At 54.1% G+C, this 19,963-nt stretch carries 17 protein-coding genes; 8 read left to right on the forward strand and 9 right to left on the reverse strand.

From position 1 onward, the window contains the following. Positions 1-7: 7 nt before the first annotated feature. Positions 8-2,206: a TonB-dependent receptor plug domain-containing protein gene (locus CDH48_RS17010; RefSeq protein WP_100689928.1), complete on the reverse strand. Its 2,199-nt coding sequence runs from the start codon at positions 2,204-2,206 to the stop codon at positions 8-10. A gap of 131 nt (positions 2,207-2,337) precedes the next feature. Here CDH48_RS17010 and CDH48_RS17015 point away from each other — a divergent pair, with 131 nt between their 5' ends. Beyond that, a complete protein-coding gene (locus CDH48_RS17015) occupies positions 2,338-2,793 on the forward strand; it encodes a hypothetical protein (RefSeq protein WP_227521149.1) in 456 nt (151 codons plus the stop codon). Positions 2,794-2,806: 13 nt separating this feature from the next. Here CDH48_RS17015 and CDH48_RS17020 read toward each other — a convergent pair whose 3' ends face one another. From CDH48_RS17020 to CDH48_RS17035, 4 genes are all read right to left on the reverse strand, one after another. Next, positions 2,807-3,808 (reverse strand): bile acid:sodium symporter family protein, encoded by a 1,002-nt coding sequence (locus CDH48_RS17020; RefSeq protein ID WP_100689929.1) that lies wholly within the window; start codon positions 3,806-3,808, stop codon positions 2,807-2,809. Continuing rightward, positions 3,805-4,488 carry a FadR/GntR family transcriptional regulator gene (locus CDH48_RS17025; RefSeq protein WP_100689930.1) on the reverse strand — a complete coding sequence of 228 codons (684 nt, stop codon included), beginning with the start codon at positions 4,486-4,488 and terminating at the stop codon, positions 3,805-3,807. Before CDH48_RS17025 ends, CDH48_RS17020 begins: the two co-directional genes overlap by 4 nt. Positions 4,489-4,624: 136 nt before the next feature. After that, positions 4,625-6,106 (reverse strand): flavin-containing monooxygenase, encoded by a 1,482-nt coding sequence (locus CDH48_RS17030; protein WP_100689931.1) that lies wholly within the window; start codon positions 6,104-6,106, stop codon positions 4,625-4,627. Between the two features lie 109 nt (positions 6,107-6,215). Beyond that, positions 6,216-7,109 carry a LysR family transcriptional regulator gene (locus CDH48_RS17035; protein ID WP_100689932.1) on the reverse strand — a complete coding sequence of 298 codons (894 nt, stop codon included), beginning with the start codon at positions 7,107-7,109 and terminating at the stop codon, positions 6,216-6,218. 122 nt (positions 7,110-7,231) lie between these two features. Here CDH48_RS17035 and CDH48_RS17040 point away from each other — a divergent pair, with 122 nt between their 5' ends. Both CDH48_RS17040 and CDH48_RS17045 read left to right on the forward strand, forming a co-directional pair. Further along, positions 7,232-8,851, forward strand: a complete 1,620-nt coding sequence (locus CDH48_RS17040; protein WP_100689933.1) for an NADH-quinone oxidoreductase subunit L — start codon at positions 7,232-7,234, stop codon at positions 8,849-8,851. Then, entirely contained in the window at positions 8,848-11,382 is a 2,535-nt protein-coding gene (locus CDH48_RS17045) for a YbcC family protein (protein WP_100689934.1), read from the forward strand. The genes CDH48_RS17040 and CDH48_RS17045 overlap by 4 nt, the downstream gene beginning before the upstream one ends. Here the strand turns inward: CDH48_RS17045 and CDH48_RS17050 are convergent. Both CDH48_RS17050 and CDH48_RS17055 read right to left on the reverse strand, forming a co-directional pair. Continuing rightward, positions 11,373-11,645 (reverse strand): YebG family protein, encoded by a 273-nt coding sequence (locus CDH48_RS17050; RefSeq protein WP_100689935.1) that lies wholly within the window; start codon positions 11,643-11,645, stop codon positions 11,373-11,375. The two genes, CDH48_RS17045 and CDH48_RS17050, sit on opposite strands and share 10 nt — an antisense overlap. Before the next feature lie 125 nt (positions 11,646-11,770). Further along, positions 11,771-12,739 (reverse strand): beta-ketoacyl-ACP synthase III, encoded by a 969-nt coding sequence (locus CDH48_RS17055; protein WP_100689936.1) that lies wholly within the window; start codon positions 12,737-12,739, stop codon positions 11,771-11,773. Positions 12,740-13,086: 347 nt separating this feature from the next. Here CDH48_RS17055 and CDH48_RS17060 point away from each other — a divergent pair, with 347 nt between their 5' ends. Together CDH48_RS17060 and CDH48_RS17065 are read left to right on the forward strand one after the other, a co-directional pair. Beyond that, positions 13,087-14,520, forward strand: coding sequence for an MBL fold metallo-hydrolase RNA specificity domain-containing protein (locus tag CDH48_RS17060; RefSeq protein ID WP_100689937.1), 1,434 nt, complete (start codon positions 13,087-13,089; stop codon positions 14,518-14,520). A 44-nt stretch (positions 14,521-14,564) separates the two neighbouring features. Continuing rightward, the gene (locus CDH48_RS17065) at positions 14,565-15,758 is read left to right on the forward strand and encodes a lipid A deacylase LpxR family protein (RefSeq protein WP_100689938.1); all 1,194 of its coding nucleotides are present in this window, start codon (positions 14,565-14,567) and stop codon (positions 15,756-15,758) included. 7 nt (positions 15,759-15,765) lie between these two features. On the opposite strand, the gene CDH48_RS17070 is transcribed toward CDH48_RS17065, so the two are convergent. Beyond that, a complete protein-coding gene (locus CDH48_RS17070; protein ID WP_100689939.1) occupies positions 15,766-16,731 on the reverse strand; it encodes an ABC transporter substrate-binding protein in 966 nt (321 codons plus the stop codon). 259 nt (positions 16,732-16,990) lie between these two features. Between CDH48_RS17070 and CDH48_RS17075 the strand changes: the two genes are divergently transcribed. The 3 genes from CDH48_RS17075 (at position 16,991) to CDH48_RS17085 (ending at position 19,253) form a co-directional block, all read left to right on the forward strand. Then, positions 16,991-18,046 (forward strand): NAD(P)H-dependent flavin oxidoreductase, encoded by a 1,056-nt coding sequence (locus CDH48_RS17075; RefSeq protein ID WP_100689940.1) that lies wholly within the window; start codon positions 16,991-16,993, stop codon positions 18,044-18,046. 101 nt (positions 18,047-18,147) lie between these two features. Further along, on the forward strand, positions 18,148-18,552 hold the full coding sequence (locus tag CDH48_RS17080; protein WP_100689941.1) for an antitoxin Xre-like helix-turn-helix domain-containing protein: 405 nt from the start codon (positions 18,148-18,150) through the stop codon (positions 18,550-18,552). Continuing rightward, on the forward strand, positions 18,552-19,253 hold the full coding sequence (locus CDH48_RS17085) for an RES family NAD+ phosphorylase (RefSeq protein ID WP_100689942.1): 702 nt from the start codon (positions 18,552-18,554) through the stop codon (positions 19,251-19,253). Before CDH48_RS17080 ends, CDH48_RS17085 begins: the two co-directional genes overlap by 1 nt. 62 nt (positions 19,254-19,315) lie before the next feature. Here CDH48_RS17085 and CDH48_RS17090 read toward each other — a convergent pair. Further along, positions 19,316-19,963, reverse strand: a 648-nt coding sequence (locus tag CDH48_RS17090) for an ATP-binding protein (protein WP_157807858.1), incomplete at its 5' end; no start/stop codon positions are given.

Genomic DNA, 19,963 nt, shown 5'->3' on the forward strand with positions numbered 1-19,963 from the left:
TTGGCGATCAGAAGCGTACACCGGCTTCCAGGAAGAACTGGTTTTGATCTTCGATATTATTATCGGAACTCAGATCAGGCGTATTATTTATATAATGTTGCATGGTCAAAGCCACTTCCGCGGAATACCGTGGCTGGAAAAACCTCTTGGCCAGGCGAAAATCAATACGTTCGAAGCGGGAATTTCGGAATTTGTCCGCCCAGTAGTACGCCGTAGAGCCTTTCAACCCAAAAGGCAGATCCCGGATAAGCGCCAGGCTACCTGAATGCCTTACCGAGAGGCGCCCTAACAGTTCAACGTTATACTGTTTTTCATGGTCGTTAATGCTGCCGTCGTCGTTATAGATCTCGGCACCGGTGTACCAGCCATCCTGGTCCAGATAGCCGTAGCTGGCTCTGAACGTGGTTCCGGGATACTCAAGAGCGGCCTCTACCTCAACACCTTTTTGATCAAGATCCACATTATTATCAATGGACCAGTCATCGAACTGAATAACGCCACTGATCATGTCCCGTAGCTCGTCCTTGAACAGGCGTACTTCCAGCGAAACTTGACCCTGTTCCATAGGAAACAGGCCGAAGTAGCTGATTTCCCTGGATGTTATCCTTTCTTCTTCAAGATGCCTGCCTAACGTTACAAGGTTAGGGTGTTGCCAGACGGCCGTACTTTCAACACGATAACCTTCATAGGCTGAGTATTTTCCGGGCTCCACGTTCCTGAGTGTAAACCCGTAATCCGGATTTTGCTCAAATCCGTCCGGCGTGCGCACAGCTTTCGAGTATACAAACCGGATGGCATGGTTGGTGCCGAGAGTAAAGTTTGCGGCGACCCGGGGTGAAAAATACCCCTCATCTGTAGTTGTTGTGCGTTCCCAGTTGCCGCCACCATTCAGCGTAAGCCAGGTGATGGGTGTGTACTCCAGGTTGCCGAATAGCCGGGACTGGTAGTTATTTCCGCGCCCGTTAAAAAAGGTTTCAGAGCGATAGGTGTCTTTGCGGAAGCCTGCACCGGATACCAGTTTCAAATCGTTGTTGAAAAAATAGGTATCCTGGAGTTCCAGCTCCAGCCTGGAATCTTCGGAATCCGCGTTTATATCAGCCAGAAGGGGCGTTCCACCCGGCTGGAAACAGACAGACCGGTTGGGGCGGTGAAATACCAGTATGTTGTTCGCGAGGCAATCAATTGCAGACTCAGGGACCGAAATTGGCCAGCGTTGCCTGCGGTCATAGTTTTCGAAACTGACCTGAACATGAAAAAAGTGGCTTTCAGATGTCTCGAAGTTAAGTTGTGTCTGAAGGTAGTAATCCCGAACGTCGATGTCCGGATTCCCGGTGGCGCCGAGCTCGCCATTTTTATAGATGTCCTCTTCATTGATTCCATCAACAACGCCAATGCGGATATCGGCATTGAAGCCGGAACTGACCTTCAGGCGCGAGTCATAATTAAAGATGTTGAAGTCATGGCCGTTGTGAAAAGGCGTGCGTTCACCCTCTTCAAGTTGATAGTCAAAACCGCCGAATTTCCGTTTTTCATAAGCCAGGCGCCAGTCGTAGCTTTCACTGACATCACCTACCGATGCAAAAGTGCGCAAGTAGTCTCTGGAGCCCCGAACAACGCGAATCTCGGTGCCCGAGGTGTCTGCGGGGTTTCGGGTAATAATATTGATTGTGCCCAGAAAGGCGTTAATGCCATAAGCTGCCGAATTGGGCCCCCGGCTTACTTCTATTCGTTCTATGATTTCCAGGGGTACGGGCATGCTTTGCCAGTCCATATCTGAAAGCGTGGCCCTGTGCGCTGTGCGACCGTCTACCAGAACCTGCATGCGACGCTGTTCATAGTGCACAGTACCGTGGTAAGTCGTTACGGGAGTATTGCTGCCCACTTCTGCCACCACCATGCCCGGAACCAGCCGGAACACCTCAACCAGGCTCATGATGCCAAGATCCCGGATCATCTCGCCTTCGATTACTGTGGTGGTGCCGGGGACACGGGTTTTAGGCTGCCGCAGCCGGGTTGTGGTCAGTACCTCAGGAATCTCGTCGTTGAATCCGTAGAACCCTACGGACTCCGGGTCATCAGAGCCTGGCTGCGCTGCAGAGGTGGTTGGGCCTGATAACGTGGAAACCATCAAGGCTGCAGCGGCGACGTAACGGGAGCCGGGTACTGGGAACCGTGATGTGGTTTTTCCAGGATTCGTAACGGGCATGGGTGTCGTTCTATAATGTGCCTGGTTGAAGGCTAAGCCGTAGCGTTTTGTTGTTTGATGCTATCGTATTTGACTACAGGCTGTTTGTCTCTCAAAAACGTAATGAATTGCAAGAGTGGAGTAAGCCTTATATGGGCGGCAACGCAATTGAAAGGGAGTTGGACGCTTCGGAAAGCCAGGTCGTCCGCGAGGTGATGATTCAGGTCAAAGCGCTTCTGAATGACGCTGGCAGAAGCGGAGATGTGGGTATTTGGAAAGCCATACTCTGCGAACCGCCGGCTGATCAAATGCCATTGCGCCGGGAAATTGGCCGGCAACTGGAACCCCAGCTTCGGCCGATGGCCGAAAACGGCAGTTTTCCCTCCCCGGTTGTGCGCTTCCTGAGTGAATGGTTTGACTGGTACAGCCTGCAGGATTCCGTCGCCGAGCAAGACGAGCCTGTGTATCCGGAGCCGGATATGGGCGGTGATACGCCGGAATCAGAGCCGCCACAAATGGTTAATTTCTGGCCTGCAGTCATAGGCTGGATTATCGGGCTTGTCATACTTGCAGCGCTTTTCGGCGGAATGGGCGGAGGCGGGGGCTGAAGCCGCCACTCGCTCATCCGGCGTCGGTTTGCACTGAATTGTGTTCGGCGATCCGGTCCCGGTACTTTTGCGCCAGAATAGCACCGACAATTACCTGAACCTGGTTGTAGCACATGATCGGCAAAACGATCATGCCAAAGCCGGGGTGCCCGGAAAACAGCACTTTTGCCATGGGCAAACCGGAGGCCAGGCTCTTCTTGGAGCCGCAGAAAACAACGGCGGCCTCATCCTCCAGGCTGAAACCGAACCGCCGTACCAGAAACCTCGCGAAAAACATAAACAACGCCAGCAGGCCGATGCACAGCAGTATGGTAAGCACAATGGCTTTTACGGGGAGGTTTTGCCAAAGGCCACTTTCCACCGAGTGTGAGAAAGCAGAGTACACAATCAGCCAGATTACGCATTTGTCGTACCCCGCCATCAGGCTTTCGTTCCGCGCGAGATAGCCGCCAAGGTACGGGCGCATGGCGTGGCCAACCGCGAAAGGCAGCAGAAGCTGTAAAACAATGTCTTTAAGTGCTTCTCCCACCGAAAAATCCCCACTGCCGGCTGAGCTCACCAGCAATAACAGCAGGAAGGGAGTCAGCATCATGCCAAATACGTTGGAGGCGGCCGCGCTGCAAATCGCTGCGGGCACATTGCCCCTGGCCATGGCGGTATAGGCGATGGATGATGATACTGCAGAAGGCAGGACGCCAAGATAGAGAAAACCAAGCCCGAGGTCCGCTGGCATCCAGGAGGGTGCAAAACGGTGCATGCCGTTGATCGGGAGTACCACGAGCGGGAAGAACACGAACGTCAGGGTGGTAATGAGAATGTGTAAGCGCCAGTGTGATGCGCCTGCCACAATCTGCTCACGGGACAAAGCCGCACCGTGAAAGAAGAAGAGCAGGGCGACAGCTACCGTGCCGGCAGTGGCCAGAAAATCCCCGGCGGCGCCTGTTGCTGGCAGGAATGACGCCAGCACAATGGCGCCAAGCAGTAACAAAGTGAAGGTGTCTGGCCGAAATTTCACGGTTTGGAGCCTCGCTTTCCAAGTGCCTCAAGGCTGGGTGCGAGAAGATCCCGCGCAAGCTTTTCCGCTTTTACCGAATCCTGGCGGCGAACCGCCGCCAGCAGCAATTCATGATCCTCCTGTGAGGGTTCCGGCAGGTCGGCGTCGTGTTCGGTGCGTTCAATTGTCTGGGTTATGGCATGGGAGAAGTAATCGTAGAGTTCCGCCAGGGCAGAGTTATGGGATGCGGCTACCAGTGCATGGTGAAAGGACTCGTCGTGCCGAATGCGTGCCTGCAGATCCGTATCGGCCTTGCCTCGGGCATCGAGCGCAGCAGTCATGGTGCGCAGATCCTCCTCATTACGCCGTTGCGCGGCAAGCTTCGCTGCTTCCGTTTCCAGCATAATGCGCACTTCCAGTTGGTCTTTAAGCTGTGTGCGGGCGATGCGTTTGAGCGTTTCACCGGCATCCCGTGTTGCCCTGACGTAGGTTCCGTCTCCCTGCCGGGTTTCCAGCATGCCTACATGAGCCAGTACACGCACGGCTTCGCGCACTGTGTTCCGGCTTACCCCCAGGGCGTCAGACAGGTCGGATTCAACAGGTAGTTTTCCTCCTACCGGCCAGTGGCCTGTTTCTATGGCGTGTCGCAGGCTTTCTATCGCCGTTTCTACAAGTGAGCCTTTCTGGATTCTCTCAAGCATCGGTCTATCATCCGTTTACCCAATCACCGAATCATCCTATGAATTTTGAAAATATGCAATGGCGCGTGTTTGAAAAGGAGGGGTAGTACTAAGAGAACCAAGCCTAAAGCCAGCAGATGGATTGCGAGCCGGGTCATCACCCGGCTGCCTCGAGAAATTGATAGTCCGTGGGGTCTACATTGCGTGTGGAAAGGCGATAGGAGAAGGTAAAGCCGGGCCAGTTCAGTGTGTTTTTGCCATTTTCATCCAGATACCAGGATGAGCAGCCTGAGCTCCATACGCTGCCTTCAAGCCCTTTTTGCATCATGCTGGAGTAACGCTCCCATTGGTCTTTACGAACATCCATGGCTGTGCCCGGGTGGTTTTGCAGTGCATCCAGGGCGCTGAGCACATACTGGAACTGGGATTCAAGCATGTAGAGAATCGAGTTGTGTGCCAGGTTCGTATTTGGCCCGTACAGCATAAACAGGTTCGGAAAGCCGGAGACCGTGATCCCCTTGAAGGCGGCAGCGCCGTTGTTCCAGGCCTCATTCAGCGTAATGCCCCCGCGCCCGGTAACACGAATTGGCGACAAAAACTCCGACGCACGAAATCCGGTGCCAAAAATGATGGCATCCACAGGGTAATGTTTGCCGGAGCGGGTCTGAACGCCTTTCGCATCGATTTTTTCGATCGGATCTGTAACCAGGTCCAGATTGCTTCTGTTGATGGTCGGATACCAGTCGTTGGAAATCAGAATACGCTTACAGCCAATCTGGTAATCCGGAATGATGTGTTTGAGTTTGTCCGGGTCGGTAACGTATTTGCGTGCTTCTCTTTTTGCCTGCCGGGCAAAGATATCCAGGAGCCCGCTGAACTTTGTGAAGGCCAGGCCGCGGCTTTCGTTCTTCCAGTAAATCAGGTAACGGTAAAGCCTGTCCCATGCGGGAATGGCTTTGAACAATGTCTGTTCCCAGGGCCTGAAGGCACGGTCCGGCTTGGGCAGCACCCAGGCGGCAGAGCGCTGGAACAAGGCCAGGGATTCCACTTTTCCGGCAATCTCAGGAACAAACTGAATGGCGCTGGCGCCCGTACCTATGACGGCAACGCGCTTGCCTTTCAGATCGTAATCATGGTTCCAGCGCGCAGAATGAAAAACCGTGCCTTCAAAACTGCCCATGCCTTTAATATCTGGCCAGGCTGGCTGGTTCAGTTGCCCGGTTGCGGTGATGACCACCTGAGCTTCCAGCTTTTCACCGCTAGCCAGCGTTAGCGTCCACCGGTTGCGGGTGTCGTCAAACGCTGCCTCAGCCACTTCGCTGTTAAACCGGATATGTTCCCGGATACCGTACTTGTCGGCGCAATGCTCCATGTATTCAAGAAGTTCATGTTGCAGCCCGAATTTGCGGGACCAGTCGTGTTTGGGCTCGAAAGAGTAGGAATAGAAGTGGGACTGAACATCGCAAGCCGCGCCGGGATAGGTGTTGTCCCGCCAGGTGCCACCCAGCTGGCCTGCTTTTTCCAGCAACATGACGTTTGTGAAGCCGGCTTTCTTTAGCTGGATTGCCATGCCCAGCCCACCAAATCCCGTTCCGATTATGATGATTGACGGTTGTGCGTTGTTACTTTTTTGAGTCATATCTGACAATCCGACCGGGTGAAAATAATGACGAGCTGTTTATTGTACGTATTTTGTGGCAGCCCGATCATGGCTATTTGAGCCATAATGGCTGGTCAGAACCGCCAGTTCAGGGCCGCATCATGAAATCCTCAACCGGCTGTGACAGCAGTTCACGCAGGGCAGGGGTTTCAAATCGGCGCTGTATACTGATGGCATAGAACTCCTCGTAAACGCCGGGCAAGGCACCGTAATCAAACAGATCGCCGTTTCTGAGTTCATCTCTCACCACCACCGGCGGCATAACTGCAAAGTGCCCGGAATCCCGCGCGAGCAGCCGCATCATGGCCATGTCATCGACTTCCGCCACCATTCTGGGGCGCACTTTATGGTACTCGCACAGCTGGTCAAACGCCTGCCGGATATTGTTGTCAGCGCCCGGCACAATCAGGCTGCGCCCTTCGAGAAAGCCCGGGAAAGTCACCTGTTCGCCGGATTCCGGTGGCCCGATAATGCTGACCGGTTGTTTCGAGATCAGTCGGGAGCGCCAGGGATTGGATTCATCTCCGCGTACGGACTGGTTAGACAGGATAAGATCCAGCCTGTGTGCCGATAAGCGCCTCAATAGCTCGTCAATGTCACTGCTTTGCAGGCTGAGCTCAAGATTCTCCCGGCCCAGTAGTGGGTGCAGGAAAGCTTCCTGAAAATTCCTTGACAGGGTTGCTACAGCACCAATACGCAGTGTTTCCCTGTTTGCCTGGTTGCCCGAGGCAAACAGGGCTGTGAGCTCTTCGCCCTGGCGGAATATTTCTTCGGCGTAGGAAAATGCCATCCGGCCAGCTTCGGACAGTTTGAGCCGACGGCCTTCGCGGATAAAAAGATCATGCCCAAGGCTGTCCTCCAGTTTGCGTATCTGCCCTGATAGCGCTGACTGTGAAATGTGCAGTGTGTCGGCGGTGCGGGTCAGGTGCCCGGTTCGGGCGACCATCCAGAAGTAGTACAGGTGATGATAATTGAGCTTCATTACTGAATTCCTATGATCGTTCTTTTAAAAAGAACGTTTGATTCAGTATAAACCATTTTTTATATCAGTCCATTGCCGGCAAAGTGTTTGGGGACGAATATGGAGATCAGGAGAAACAACCCATGCACGAGGTCGTATTGTTTTTATCATCACTGGTATTGCTTGCCTGGTTAGCAGTACCGGCCGCTTTACTTGCCCTTGCCGGATTCAGTGGCTGGACCCGCAACCCGTTGAAACAGAACCATTGCTGGCGGCTGGCAGAAAAGCTGCTGGTGCTCTCAATGATTACCACTCTTCTGATTGCAATCGTGTTGCTCGTTGATCTCCAGAACGGTGCTGCAAGCGGCTCTTTTGCCACATCTGGCTCGTGGTTTGGCCTCTATCCTGCCGGAATTGCCTGCTGGATGGCGTTGATGGTGGGCTTTATCGGCTGGGTTATTTTGCGTTTCTCCGAACGCTACCTCCGGGGCGACCCCGGTCGCGAGCGCTTCCTTCCCTGGTTTCTGCTGACAATCGTATGTGTGTTGGTGCTGGTTATGACCAACAACCTGCTGGTTCTGGCCGGTGCCTGGGTGGGCGTTAGTGTTTCGCTGCATCACCTTCTTACCCTGTATCCTGAGAGGCCGCAGGCGCGGATGGCGGCGATACAGAAATTTATTGTCAGCAGGGCAGGCGATGCTCTGGTTGTGGGAGGCGTGGTGCTGCTTTACGTTCACCACGGCACCTTTTATCTGCCAGAAATGATCCAGGCTCAGAGTGCACAACCTTCATCATCTTTGGCGCTGACAATGGCCTCGGTTGTTCTGGCTCTGGCAGCCCTTCTCAAGTGCGCCCAGATCCCATTTCATGGCTGGCTTTTGCGGGTCATGGAAGCACCGACTCCGGTATCCGCGCTGCTGCATGCTGGTGTCATAAACCTCGGCGGGTTTCTCTGGCTAAGACTCTTCCCGGTGTTTGACGGTTTCACTGCCGGGCATCTGATTCTGCTGACAGTCGGGGGGCTTACTGCCGTCATCGCAGTGCTCACCATGATGACCCAGCATTCGGTCAAGCACGCACTTGCGTGGTCTACCTGTGCGCAGATGGGTTTCATGCTCTTCGAGATAGGCATGGGCGCCTATACCCTGGCGCTTCTGCATCTTTTGGCCCACTCGCTCTACAAAGCACATTCGTTCCTGGCCTCTGGCCGCACTGTCAAGGCATCTGCAGTTGGCATTTTCATGCAGCAGCGTGCGCCGGCAGGTGGTTTCTGGGCGTTGTTAACCGGAGCACTTGCCGCAGCGATTCTGCTGCAGGTTCCCGGGCTGGTTGAAGGCAATCTGGTGTTTGGAATCTTGCTGATACTTGCTGTCGCAAGTGCGGTCGTTGCCATGCCGGCGGGCGCCAGTGTTATGTCCAGGGCACGTCTCTCGCTCCTCGCTTTGCTGCTGGTTCCTGCCTACGGGGCATTGCATGCCCTGTTGGGCCCTGCGGTGCCGGAGCACGTTAACTTCGAGATACCTGTTTATGCCTATGTGGTCGCAATGGCGCTTCTGATGCTGCTGGCGGGGATTTCAGCGCCGCTGCTTTTCGGTGGCCAGGGCAGGGTTTCCAGAAATCTCTGGAGGCACTTCAGCAAAGGGCTTTATCTGGAACTGATGTTTGACCGGGTTACACACCGCCTGGCATCTGAAGCCCTGAACGCTCCGGGCGTGCTGAAGAGAATTCCCCATCATCCGTTCACCATGGAGAAAAGATCATGATGGATTCATGTGCGGCTGCCTCGGCAACTGTTATGGAAGAAAAGGATTGGAAGCGTGCCATCACCAATGCCTGCGAGCTGATTGCACCCATCTGGCCGCTGGATCAGTGGATTGCCGTGAACCCTTTCTGGGGCCTGCGTGACCGTCCCGCAAAAAGCGCAGAGCGGCTGTTGCAACAAAGAGCAGGTTTCTCCTTCCTGATGCCGGCAGCATTTTACCGGGAGGCCTGGGAGGGCGGCAGAATCTCGGATGCCGACCTGAAGCTCAGTCTGGAAGAGAGCGGTATGCCGCCGGCCCTGCAACCCCTTTATGATGCGCTGAAGAAAAGCGGGCAGCCGGGTGAGTCGCTCCCGTACTCCATTCTGGATGTGTTGCCTGAAAACTCCGAAGGCGTGAAAGCCGCTGATGCCGTGTGTGCTGAAATCGGGCGACTTTGTGGCGCGTACTTTGACGGTCGCCAGGCCAGATGGTCAGGCACGGGTGGCTCTGGCGACCATAGTGGTTTTTTCAGGTTTTGGCTGGAGGCCGCACGGCAGGATCTTTCACTGGATTACAGAACCGGTATCGCCGGTGCTCGCAAGCGGCTCAAAGCGCTCCCTGAAGATCGGCGGGAGGCGGTAGAAAAAGCCGTAGAATCTATTGATCTGAGCACTGAAGAACTGGAAGTGCTTGGCCATAAGCTCCTGATGCGGATACTTGGCTGGGCATCCTGGGCAAGTGGCCTGGACTGGAGGGCAGGTCTGGCAGGCGAGGCTTCAGAAGCCAGGGAATCCCTGCTATCCGTCCTGCTGGTATGGGAGTCTGTTGCCCTGGCATGCGCGTCGCCGGAACAGATCGCCGCGAGGGCAAAGGCCTGGGCCCAAATTCGTCAGGGTATGCAAGGTCACGGCCCTGGGTGCGGTAACGGTCCGGATGCTGCAAACGACGCCGGAGAGAAGTTGCTCTGGATCTGGCACCGTGCCTACGAAATCGGATATCAGCGTAAGCTCAGGCAAATACTGCTTGAGGAACCCGAAGCAACGGCAGAGAGTTGCTCCGCAGGCTCTGATAGCGATACTGGCTGCAATGCGCAATACAACATTCAGGCGGTCTTCTGTATTGATGTGCGCTCTGAATTAATGAGGCGCCATCTGGAAAACCACAACTCCCGGCTGAATACTCTTGGATTTGCCGGTTTTTTCGGGTTGCCTGTTTCACACCAGAGTCACGGCCCGTTTTCAGAGGTTCAGCGGTTACCGGGGCTGCTGGCGCCGGGTTACCGCCTGGTAGATACCAAAGGCAGCACGGAAGCTGACAACACACTCAATCGCGCGCTGGATCAACGAGAGATAGCCCGTGAATCCGTACGCAAAGCAAAATACTCGGGCCTTTCAACCTTCACTCTGGTTGAGACCACAGGTCTTGCCTGGGCCTGGAAGCTGGTTAAAGACAGTCTCCATCGGAAAAAAGCCCGGCAGCCGGACGAGGGGAGCCCGGTAGAAGGCCGGCTGGTTCATCAACTGGGTGGTGACCCTCTGTCAATACCTGAGAAGGTAAGGCTGGTGGCCGGTTTTCTCAAAGGTATGTCCCTGACTTGTGATTTCGCTCCCTTGCTGGTGTTTGTTGGCCACGGCACGCAAACAGACAACAACCCAAACCACGCAGGCATGGCTTGTGGCGCCTGCGGTGGCCAGAGTGGCGGAGTCAATGCGCGGCTGGCAGCTGCACTGTTTAACGATGCCGGCGTACGCGAAGGTCTTGCAGAGGAAGGCATTCATGTACCGGATACTACCTTTGCTATTGCCGCAGAGCACTGCACTGTGACAGATGAAATTATGATCTTTGACCGTGGGCAGGTGTCGGAATCCCATCAGCCTTTGCTGGCGGAGCTGGAAGCCTCCTGTATTGCCGCGGGGCGTGAGGCACGGAAGGAGCGGGCCACACCTCTGAAACTGAACGGTCTGGATGATGGAGAACTGCTGGCAGCGCTGAAGCAAAGAACGCTGGATTGGTCAGAAGTGCGGCCGGAGTGGGGGCTTGCCAATAACGCTGCGATTGTATTTGCCAGGCGGGAGCGGACGAGAGGCAAGAACCTGTCTGGAAGGGTTTTTCTGCACGATTACGACCCGGAGCAGGATGCGGAAGGCCAGGTTCTGGAAGTGTTAATGTGCGCCCCCATGATGGTGGCGAACTGGATCAATCTTCAGTATTTCGCGTCGGTTACGGCACCTGAGGTTTATGGTGCCGGCAACAAACTTCTGCACTCTGTTGTGGGCGGCAATCTTGGCGTTATTGAGGGCAACGGCACAGACCTGCGGATCGGTTTGCCGCTTCAGTCTGTGCATGACGGCACCTTCTGGCGCCATGAACCATTACGGCTGACCGTATTGATCGACGCCCCCCGGGAGCGGATAGAGGCCATTATTGAGCGTCAGCCCGATGTGGCAAGTCTGGTCAACAATCAATGGCTGTGGCTACACAGAATGCTGCCGGGGGGTGATCAGGAACGATTCCACAAGGGAGAATGGCACGGCTGCTCAGGTTACTCCTGAGCAGCGTTCAGAAGCTCGGGCTTCTTCAGAGCTTTCTGGAAGAGGTCTTTATCCTCGGCGATGGCCATGGCGCACTTCTCGGCCATTTCATCGCCCAGGCCCTCTACTTTACCGACAAGATAAACCTGAATTTCTTCCGCCAGCTCCAGGATTTTATCCCTGGCGTCTGCCTCCGCTTTTGACGTAAACAGCATGGTTTCAGGATTTTTTAATGCCATATCCAGGCCGTCCCTATCGGAAAAATAGACTGCTTGTACCGCCATGGTTATTCCTCGCAGTGATTGGCTGCTTTACTGTATAAAAACACAGTGTAGCCGACTCCCACGGAGAAATACACCCAATTGCGACAAAGCAACCCGGCTGCAAGGGAAGTGTCAGGCGAATTTGCTCAGTAACGCAGCAGTGCCGAGCCCCAGGTAAAGCCGCCACCGAAGGCTTCCAGCATGACCACATCGTTGCGCTGAATGCGCCCGTCCCGAACGGCAACGTCGAGCGCCAAAGGGATGGAGGCGGCGGAGGTGTTACCGTGCTTGTTAACGGTAACCACAACCTGATCCATAGGCATGCTCAGTTTCCTGGCAGTGGCTGAAATAATTCGCAGATTTGCCTGGTGCGGAACCAGCCAGTCGATGTCGGATTTTTTCATCCTGTTGGCGTGCAGGGTTTCGTCAACGATCTTGCCCAGTGTATTAACCGCAACTTTGAAGACCTCGTTGCCCTTCATTTCCACAAAAGCTTCACCGGCTTTAACCCGGTCAAATCCGTCGGCGATGCCACAGGGCACGTGCAGTAACTCTTCATATTTACCGTCTGCGTGGATATGAGTGGAGAGCACTCCTGTCTCTTCATTGGCTTCCAGAATCACGGCGCCAGCGCCGTCCCCGAACAGCACGCAGGTGCCCCGATCAGACCAGTTGATGATTCGGGAAAAGACTTCCGCACCGATAACCAGTGCCTTTTTACTGGACCCGGTCTTAATGAATTTATCGGCCACGGAAAGAGCATAGACAAAACCACTGCACACGGCCTGGATATCGAACGCCGGGCAACCGTGAATACCCAGCCTGGCTTGCAGAATGCAGGCAGAGCTTGGGAAAATCTTATCCGGGGTGGAGGTGGCAAAAACAATCAGATCTATCTCGCTGGCACTGATGCCAGCGGCCTCGATAGCCTTCAGCGCAGCCTGTTCTGCAAGATCCACGGTGGTCTGGCCTTCAACGGCAATGTGCCGCTGCTCAATGCCCGTACGTTCACGGATCCATTTGTCCGTAGTATCAACCATCTTTTCAAGGTCTTTATTGGTAACAATGTTGTCCGGCAGGTAAGAGCCTGTGCCGGCAATACGTGCAAAGGTCATTCGCGATAATCCCACGGTGAATCCGATTGGGGAGCACAACGCATTCACAACCTTTGTTCGAGTAGCAGAGGTCGTGAATGCGTTCCAAAGGCTCCTTGGTTTTTAACCATGCTATACCTCTGAACCATTGCCTGTTATTAGCGGTTTGTCAAAGACACCCTTGAATACCCTTCAGAGCCTGGGCTTTCCACCCGGCATCACTGTTTGAAAATCCGTGATCAGGTTGGGTGGGTGCTCAAAAAAACAGCGTTTTGCTTCCAAGGCAGATAGTAATTGATTACTATCGTTTAGGTGTGGCCACTCTGTCAGGAATGTACCCGTTTTGGAGTCCTTAAGGAGAAACTGCAATGAAAATCACCTTTCACGGTGCCGCCCGCGAAGTCACGGGATCCTGTTTTTTGCTAGAAACGGCAAATGTTCGCTTTCTCGTCGATTGCGGCATGATTCAGGGCGGCCGGGATGCACCGTTACGTAACCGGGCACCGTTTGATTTCAATCCCGGTTCAATTGATTTCGTACTGCTGACCCACGCCCATATTGATCACAGCGGTTTGCTGCCCAAATTAACGCGCGCAGGCTTCCAGGGCCCGATTTACACCACAGAAGCTACTGCAGATCTGCTTCAAGTGATGTTGCTGGACAGCGCGCATATCCATGAGGTTGATGCTGAGCGTGCCAAGCGCAATCCAAAGCGAGCACACAGCAAGGTCGACGAAACGTCACCACTGTACACTGTGCAGGATGCAGAGGACTGTTTGCGGTACGTGCGGCCACAAGCCTATGACATTGAATTTTGGCCCCACCCGGATGTGCGTTGCCAGCTTCGCGATGCAGGTCATATATTGGGATCGGCAATTATTGAGATATGGGTTACTGAAGAGGGTAAAACCACAAAATTCGTGTTCAGCGGGGATCTCGGACAACCCGGGCGCCCGATTTTGCGGGATCCTACGCTTATTGATAGCGCAGACATCCTGGTTATCGAATCCACTTACGGCGACCGTGCCCATAAAGATCATGCTGCTACACAGGATGAACTCATCCAGATTGTTGAACGCACGTTAAACGAGCAAGGCGGTAACGTTATCGTACCGGCATTCGCAGTGGGTCGGACCCAGGAAGTTTTGTACCACTTACACAGGTTGACCTGGGAAGGCAGGCTGCACGGTTTAAAGATTTTTGTAGACTCCCCCATGGCCACCCAGGCCACCCGGATCACCATGCAGCATCTGGATTTGTTCGATGAAGCTGCGACCGGGCTTGCAGACTGGCACTCTACAGGCAAGAACTTGCCCTATCTTAATTTCGTAGCCAGCGTGGAAGAGTCCATGGCCTTAAACCGAGTAAAATCGGGCGCAATCATCATTTCCGCCAGTGGCATGTGCACAGCCGGTCGTATCAAGCATCACTTGCGTCACAATCTTGGTCGCCGCGAATGCAGCGTGTTGATTACCGGGTTTCAGGCCCAGGGCACACTTGGCCGCCGTTTGGTGGACGGCGCCAAACAAGTGCGGATATTCGGTGAGCAGATTAACGTGCGGGCGGCAGTCCACACTGTTGGCGGGCTCTCTGCCCATGCTGATCAGCCGGCGCTACTGGCGTGGACCGCTAATTTTCGGCGACCACCACGGCAAACGTTTGTGGTACATGGCGAAGCCAGTTCGGCGCTTGCGTTTGCCGAACAGTTACGCACCCGGCATGGCTGGGACACAATCGTGCCTGAGCCCGGCCAGAGCGTGTCATGGCCGGCCCATGATACGGGTGGAGCAAAGCATGCCTGAAAGCACAGATCATTACGAAAACCTGAAATAATACAGGGCTGAGCATGAGCCTGCGCCGCTGTCTTCCTGCTAGCCTGTTTATCTGGTGTAGCAAGGATCAAACCATACTGGTGCTGGCGCTCTGTGTTCTGTTTGGGTTGCCCCCCTTTGCACGGGCCGGCGGTGACGGTACAGAAGAGTGTACAGCGGAAAAATCACTCAGTTTTCGTGGTGGAACAGCAAGGCTGGAAAACGATCTGTTTGTCGGCACTGACCAAAACTACACCAATGGTGTGGCGCTCACTCTTATTTCTCACGATATTCGGGGGAAGCCTCAACCGGATTGTTTTCCCACACCGATCCGGTTGCATACGCAGCTCATCCAGCTTATGAATCCCGGGTTCTGGGCCGATGCGCACGCCCCTGATGATACGCAAAACCTGGTGGTCAGATTTGGTCAGTCAATGTATACGCCGGAGGATCACACCCGAACTGATTTGATCCGGGATGACCGGCCATACGCAGGTTTGCTTTATATGGGACTGGCATGGAACAGGCGCACACACGAACCTGGCTCGAATCGTGAGATGCTGGATACACGTGAGGTCACACTCGGTGTGATTGGTCCTTGGTCATTGGGAGAGGAAAGTCAGAACCTGGTACACGATGCATGGGGTTCTGACAGGTTTCAAGGCTGGCAGCATCAACTGGATAATGAACCGGCCTTTCAGTTGGCCATGGATCGGAAGTTCAGGAAATTTGAAGGATCCGGCGCAATCATTCCCGGCTTCTCCGCCGACACCATACGTTCGCTGGGGCTCAGATTCGGTAACATCGAAACATCTGCCACGCTGGGCATTGAAGGGCGAATCGGCTGGAACCTGCCGAATGATTTTGGAAGTTACCCTCTCAGGCCCGGCGCCGAGAACCGACCGCCATCAGCCGCCTCCATTCACCGCAAGCCCGGTAATTCTGCGCCAGTCACCAGCCTTCCGCGGACGGGGGTCCATGTTTTCGGGATCCTGGAGGCAAAGGCCGTCGCCTACGATTTTTCCCTCGACGGCAACCTCTTCCGGTCAAGCCACAGTGTTTCCCGCCGGCCGTGGGTGGGTCTGGCGGCAGTGGGCATCAGCGCACAAGGTATTTTGGCGGAGCGTGGTGTAAGGCTGGCTGTGATGCGAGTTTATCGTACCCGCGAGTTCGAGGAGCAGAGCACGAGCCATGCTTATGGTTCCATTGCTCTGAGCCTCGAATTCTAGCTCGCAACTACTCCACAAAATTTGACTGACTGGCGATTAATGGCGAGAGCTCTATGTTCCAGTGCTGCATACCACTTTTGCTATACACGTAGTGCCCGCTCAGGGATTTGATTTGCGGTACACGGTCTGGATTTACGCCGTTAAGGATCAAAGATGCAAGGCGGGCGGCCGTCAGGCCCTCCTGGTAGGCCGAAACCGTAAAGCCGCCGACACCCTGTTCCTTGCCAATAGAAATATCCCAGAACGAAAAAATTGGTATCTGCGATCTGTAATAAGCCTGATTGATGAGCTCGCCTGGCGCTACGTAATTGTTTTCAGCGTCTCGTATGGTGTGGTGAGTGCCTACAATCACGGCATCATACTGTGTATGTGCATTGTCAACCGCGCTTAACCAGGTGTCTTTGTCGTTTGTGAGCACGATATCCAGATGAGAGCCGTAAAGCTGAGCCTGGCGGGCATCACCAAAATAATCATTCACGGCATTACGCATGGTTATCGAGTCATCCATCAGAATCAGGAAACGATCCCTGTTCTGAAGAACTTTACGTAAATGACGAATGCTTTGTGCAAAAAACGGGCGCTCCAGAATCCCGGTCACCAGCGGGTGATCAAGGGCAGGGTGCTGTACCCGGGTGCCATTCACACCAAAAAAGACCACCGGAATCTCATTGTCGACGAGATGCTTCGCCATCAAAGAAAACGCATTGTCGTCACCGAGAATGGCAATATCTGGCTGAAGCTCCGCCACAGATTTTCGGATGCTCTCCACCTTGTGAGACCACTGAGGCTTGGGTAGGCGTTTTGTGTCGAGTTCAAGGAAAGTGATCTCATGTTTTTGCCCCAATGTTGACTGGATGGCCCTGATATAGTCACTGTCCCATTTGTATTCGGCATGATAGCTCTGGATAACAACCACGGTCTTGCTAAAACACAACGGGCTTACGAATAGTAAGGCTAGAATGAGCAGACGCATTTATTGTCCCTTTTATTATTTGAGTGGTAGAGGGCAGGAAGCCCGAACGTCATCAGGCAAAAACTGCACCATGGTTTTAAGTGGTTGTTATTTTGAGTTTTTTATTATCCTGAACAATCAGGGTGTCCGCGTTTCCCGACATTATGCTTGCGCACTGGAATACAAGTGTATGGACACCCGGACACGGTTCCGTTGTTGGCCGGTTTGCCGGACACAATGAGGTTTCTGATCATCAGTGAGTAAGGAGCTCCTCTTGGCTATGCACAGGAAATTAGTGGAACAACTGGGTATCAGGTACCCGATCATTCAAGCGCCCATGGCCGGTGTCTCGACACCGCAACTCGCTGCAGCGGTCACTAATTCGGGCGGCCTGGGTTCACTGGGAATTGGTGCCAGCACAGAATCACAGGCCAGAGAAATGATTGAGCAGACCAAGGCTCTTACAAGCGGCCCGTTCAATGTAAATGTGTTCTGCCACCAGCCTGCGCGCCGCGATACCACGGCAGAGCACGCCTGGGTTCAGCATCTGGCGCCTTTATTTGAGGAAGCGGGCGCAGAGCCGCCGGACTCGCTTGGCGAAATCTATGCTTCGTTTATTGGTAACCGCGAAATGCTGGACATGCTGCTGGAACTGAAACCCGCTGTTGTCAGCTTTCACTTCGGCATTCCATCGGCGCCCTGTATTGCGGCATTAAAACAGGCGGGCATTTTCACCATGGCAACCGCCACCTGCCTGACGGAGGCTGCAGCAATTGAAGCGGCAGGTATTGAAGCCATTGTCGCGCAGGGCATTGAGGCCGGTGGCCACAGAGGAGTGTTCAATCCTGATTTGCCTGATGAGCGGTTGAGCACTCTGGTGCTTGTACGCTTACTGGCTTGCCAGACTGCTCTGCCTATTATTGGAGCCGGAAGCATTATGGATGGTTACAGTATGAAATCCGTTCTGGACGCAGGCGCGACAGCTGTTCAGTTGGGCACAGCGTTTGTTCTATGTCCTGAGTCGGCAGCAAACAGTGCTTACCGGGAAGCATTGAGAAGCGAAAGAACGACCACAACAAGACTGACGAAAGTGCTGTCCGGAAGGCCTGCGCGGGGGATGGTCAACCGGCTGATTTTGCATGGCGAGAAGAAAGGCAGCCCTCCACCTGCAGACTACCCGGTGGCGTACGATGCGGCCAAGCGGTTAAACGCAGCGGCCGTCAAAACAGGCAACCATGAATTCGCAGCACATTGGGCTGGCCAGGGGGCTCCGCTTGCGCGGGAACTTCCCGCAAAAGATTTAGTGACACTGATTCTGGAAGAGGGTGGCAGGTGATCATTCTATTGTTTTGGGCTTCAGCGATAAGGAGTGTGCACCTTTGAACACAAATTGCTATACTGTAAAAAAGTGATTTTGGCCTGGCTGGAGAATACAACATGACAGCGGTTGTTGAGCGGAAAAATGCCAATAGTGATCGTGAGGCTGAAAAGGGGCGTGTCGCCCTTAAAGGTTTTTTCGGGGTGACGGAAGAGTGGGGATGCAGTGCCGAAGAGCGCAGCAAGCTTCTTGGTGGGGTCTCCAGGACAACGCTGTATAATTACTCCAAACTGAACCCGACCAAGCTCTCTAACGACACCCTGGAACGCATCAGTTATATCCTGGGTATCTATAAAGCTCTGCAGCTGCTTTACCCAACCCATGAGCGCGCCAACCGCCGGATTCGCCTGAAAACATCCGAAGTACCTTTCTGCGGCAAATCCGCCATGGAGTTCATGACACAGGGTTCAATGATGAACCTGATGATGACTCGCCAGTATTTCGATGCCAAGCGAGGGTGGTAATGTCTGCCACACCTCCGCTGCATCGGCCCGAATGGGAAACCTACCGCATTATTCCCAGCCATTACCCACCCATAGATCTTTTTGAGCGCATCTACGAACCAGACGAATTTGAGCTGGCGTTCGAGATTGAAGGTATGACCAACTCCCGGCTGCTGGATGAAGCAGGGGATATAACACTGGTGCAGCCCGGCGACAGAATCAGTGGGCCGGGCAGCTCTCCCGTTATGGCATCGTTCACCCATATCGGTTTTGGCAGCCGCTTCGCCGATCAGCATTTCGGTGTCTATTACGCTGCCAGCAGCCTTGAAGCGGCAATACGTGAGACGGTGTTTCACAAAGAGCGTGAGATGGCCGCCGCCAATGAAGATTCTATAGCGCTCACCATGAGAGCCTACATTGGTAACGTTGTATTGGATATGCACGACATCCGGGGGCCCGAGTTCAAAGATCTGCATAATCCGGATGCTGATGATTACGCATTAAGCCAGAAGTTCGCTCACCGCTGGCGCAAAAAAGGATCAAACGGGCTGCTGTACAACAGTGTTCGACATCCTGGCAGTGAGTGTATCGCTGCGTTTAAACCAAAAGCTGTTTCCATACCGGTGCAAGGGCCGCACCTGAAATACTTCTGGGACGGGGACAAGCAGCGCATTACCCACTGGGCGGAAATAGGTGAGGCGCATCCCCTGAATCAAAGGTGATTCACCATATTGCTGCCATCAGGCAGGGGGTTTGTGCGAGCCATGGTCGTACGAAAACAGCATCAGACAGAGATTTTGATCAGTACTTTCAAACCGCCTTTTAACCCGTTTGTAAAAGAGATTTCACCTCCATACCGAGCCACGATTTCCCGCACGATCGCGAGACCCAGTCCATGACCGGGAGTCTGTTCATCCAGCCGTCGCCCTCTCTGGCCCAGGTGTACTCTTTCGCCCTCTGCGACCCCGGAACCATCATCCGTAACGATGATCTGCCCTGAACCGTTACTTTGTTCCAGGGAGAGTTCAACGCATTCCGCAGACCATTTCCCGGCATTATCGAGCAGGTTCCCCAATATTTCGTTCAGGTCATGCTCTTCAATTGGCCAACGGGATTCATCAGTGAGTGACGTTGATAACTCGAAGGACTTTTCGGGGTAAAGTCGGCCCATCATCCACAAAAGGTCGCGGGCCTGCTTTACGGGGTAGGCGCTTTTGCCCACCTGGGGCCCGGCAAACTGGCTGCGTCGCATTTCTGCTTCCAGCTGTCTGTCAATATCGCCAAGTCGCGATCCCATCTCATGCCTCAGGTCATTATCCAGCGGGCGGCTGCTGTCTTCGAGAACCTGCCTGACTGCCGCGATGGGCGTTTTTACACTGTGAGACAGATTTGCGAGGGCCTCCCGGGAGCGCTCAAGCCGTTGATCAAGAGA

The sequence above is a fragment of the Marinobacter aromaticivorans genome, from assembly GCF_002806975.1.
Lineage (GTDB): Bacteria > Pseudomonadota > Gammaproteobacteria > Pseudomonadales > Oleiphilaceae > Marinobacter > Marinobacter aromaticivorans.

Coding starts and splice junctions, on each gene's coding strand:
- CDH48_RS17010 (WP_100689928.1), bottom strand. CDS start 2,206: ATGCCCGTTACGAATCCTGGAAAAACCACATCACGGTTCCCAGTACCC.
- CDH48_RS17050 (WP_100689935.1), bottom strand. CDS start 11,645: ATGGCGGTACAAGCAGTCTATTTTTCCGATAGGGACGGCCTGGATATG.
- CDH48_RS17070 (WP_100689939.1), bottom strand. CDS start 16,731: ATGCGTCTGCTCATTCTAGCCTTACTATTCGTAAGCCCGTTGTGTTTT.
- CDH48_RS17085 (WP_100689942.1), top strand. CDS start 18,552: ATGTCTGCCACACCTCCGCTGCATCGGCCCGAATGGGAAACCTACCGC.
- CDH48_RS17075 (WP_100689940.1), top strand. CDS start 16,991: ATGCACAGGAAATTAGTGGAACAACTGGGTATCAGGTACCCGATCATT.
- CDH48_RS17035 (WP_100689932.1), bottom strand. CDS start 7,109: ATGAAGCTCAATTATCATCACCTGTACTACTTCTGGATGGTCGCCCGA.
- CDH48_RS17065 (WP_100689938.1), top strand. CDS start 14,565: ATGAGCCTGCGCCGCTGTCTTCCTGCTAGCCTGTTTATCTGGTGTAGC.
- CDH48_RS17045 (WP_100689934.1), top strand. CDS start 8,848: ATGATGGATTCATGTGCGGCTGCCTCGGCAACTGTTATGGAAGAAAAG.
- CDH48_RS17080 (WP_100689941.1), top strand. CDS start 18,148: ATGACAGCGGTTGTTGAGCGGAAAAATGCCAATAGTGATCGTGAGGCT.
- CDH48_RS17030 (WP_100689931.1), bottom strand. CDS start 6,106: ATGACTCAAAAAAGTAACAACGCACAACCGTCAATCATCATAATCGGA.
- CDH48_RS17025 (WP_100689930.1), bottom strand. CDS start 4,488: ATGCTTGAGAGAATCCAGAAAGGCTCACTTGTAGAAACGGCGATAGAA.
- CDH48_RS17060 (WP_100689937.1), top strand. CDS start 13,087: ATGAAAATCACCTTTCACGGTGCCGCCCGCGAAGTCACGGGATCCTGT.
- CDH48_RS17015 (WP_227521149.1), top strand. CDS start 2,338: ATGGGCGGCAACGCAATTGAAAGGGAGTTGGACGCTTCGGAAAGCCAG.
- CDH48_RS17040 (WP_100689933.1), top strand. CDS start 7,232: ATGCACGAGGTCGTATTGTTTTTATCATCACTGGTATTGCTTGCCTGG.
- CDH48_RS17055 (WP_100689936.1), bottom strand. CDS start 12,739: ATGACCTTTGCACGTATTGCCGGCACAGGCTCTTACCTGCCGGACAAC.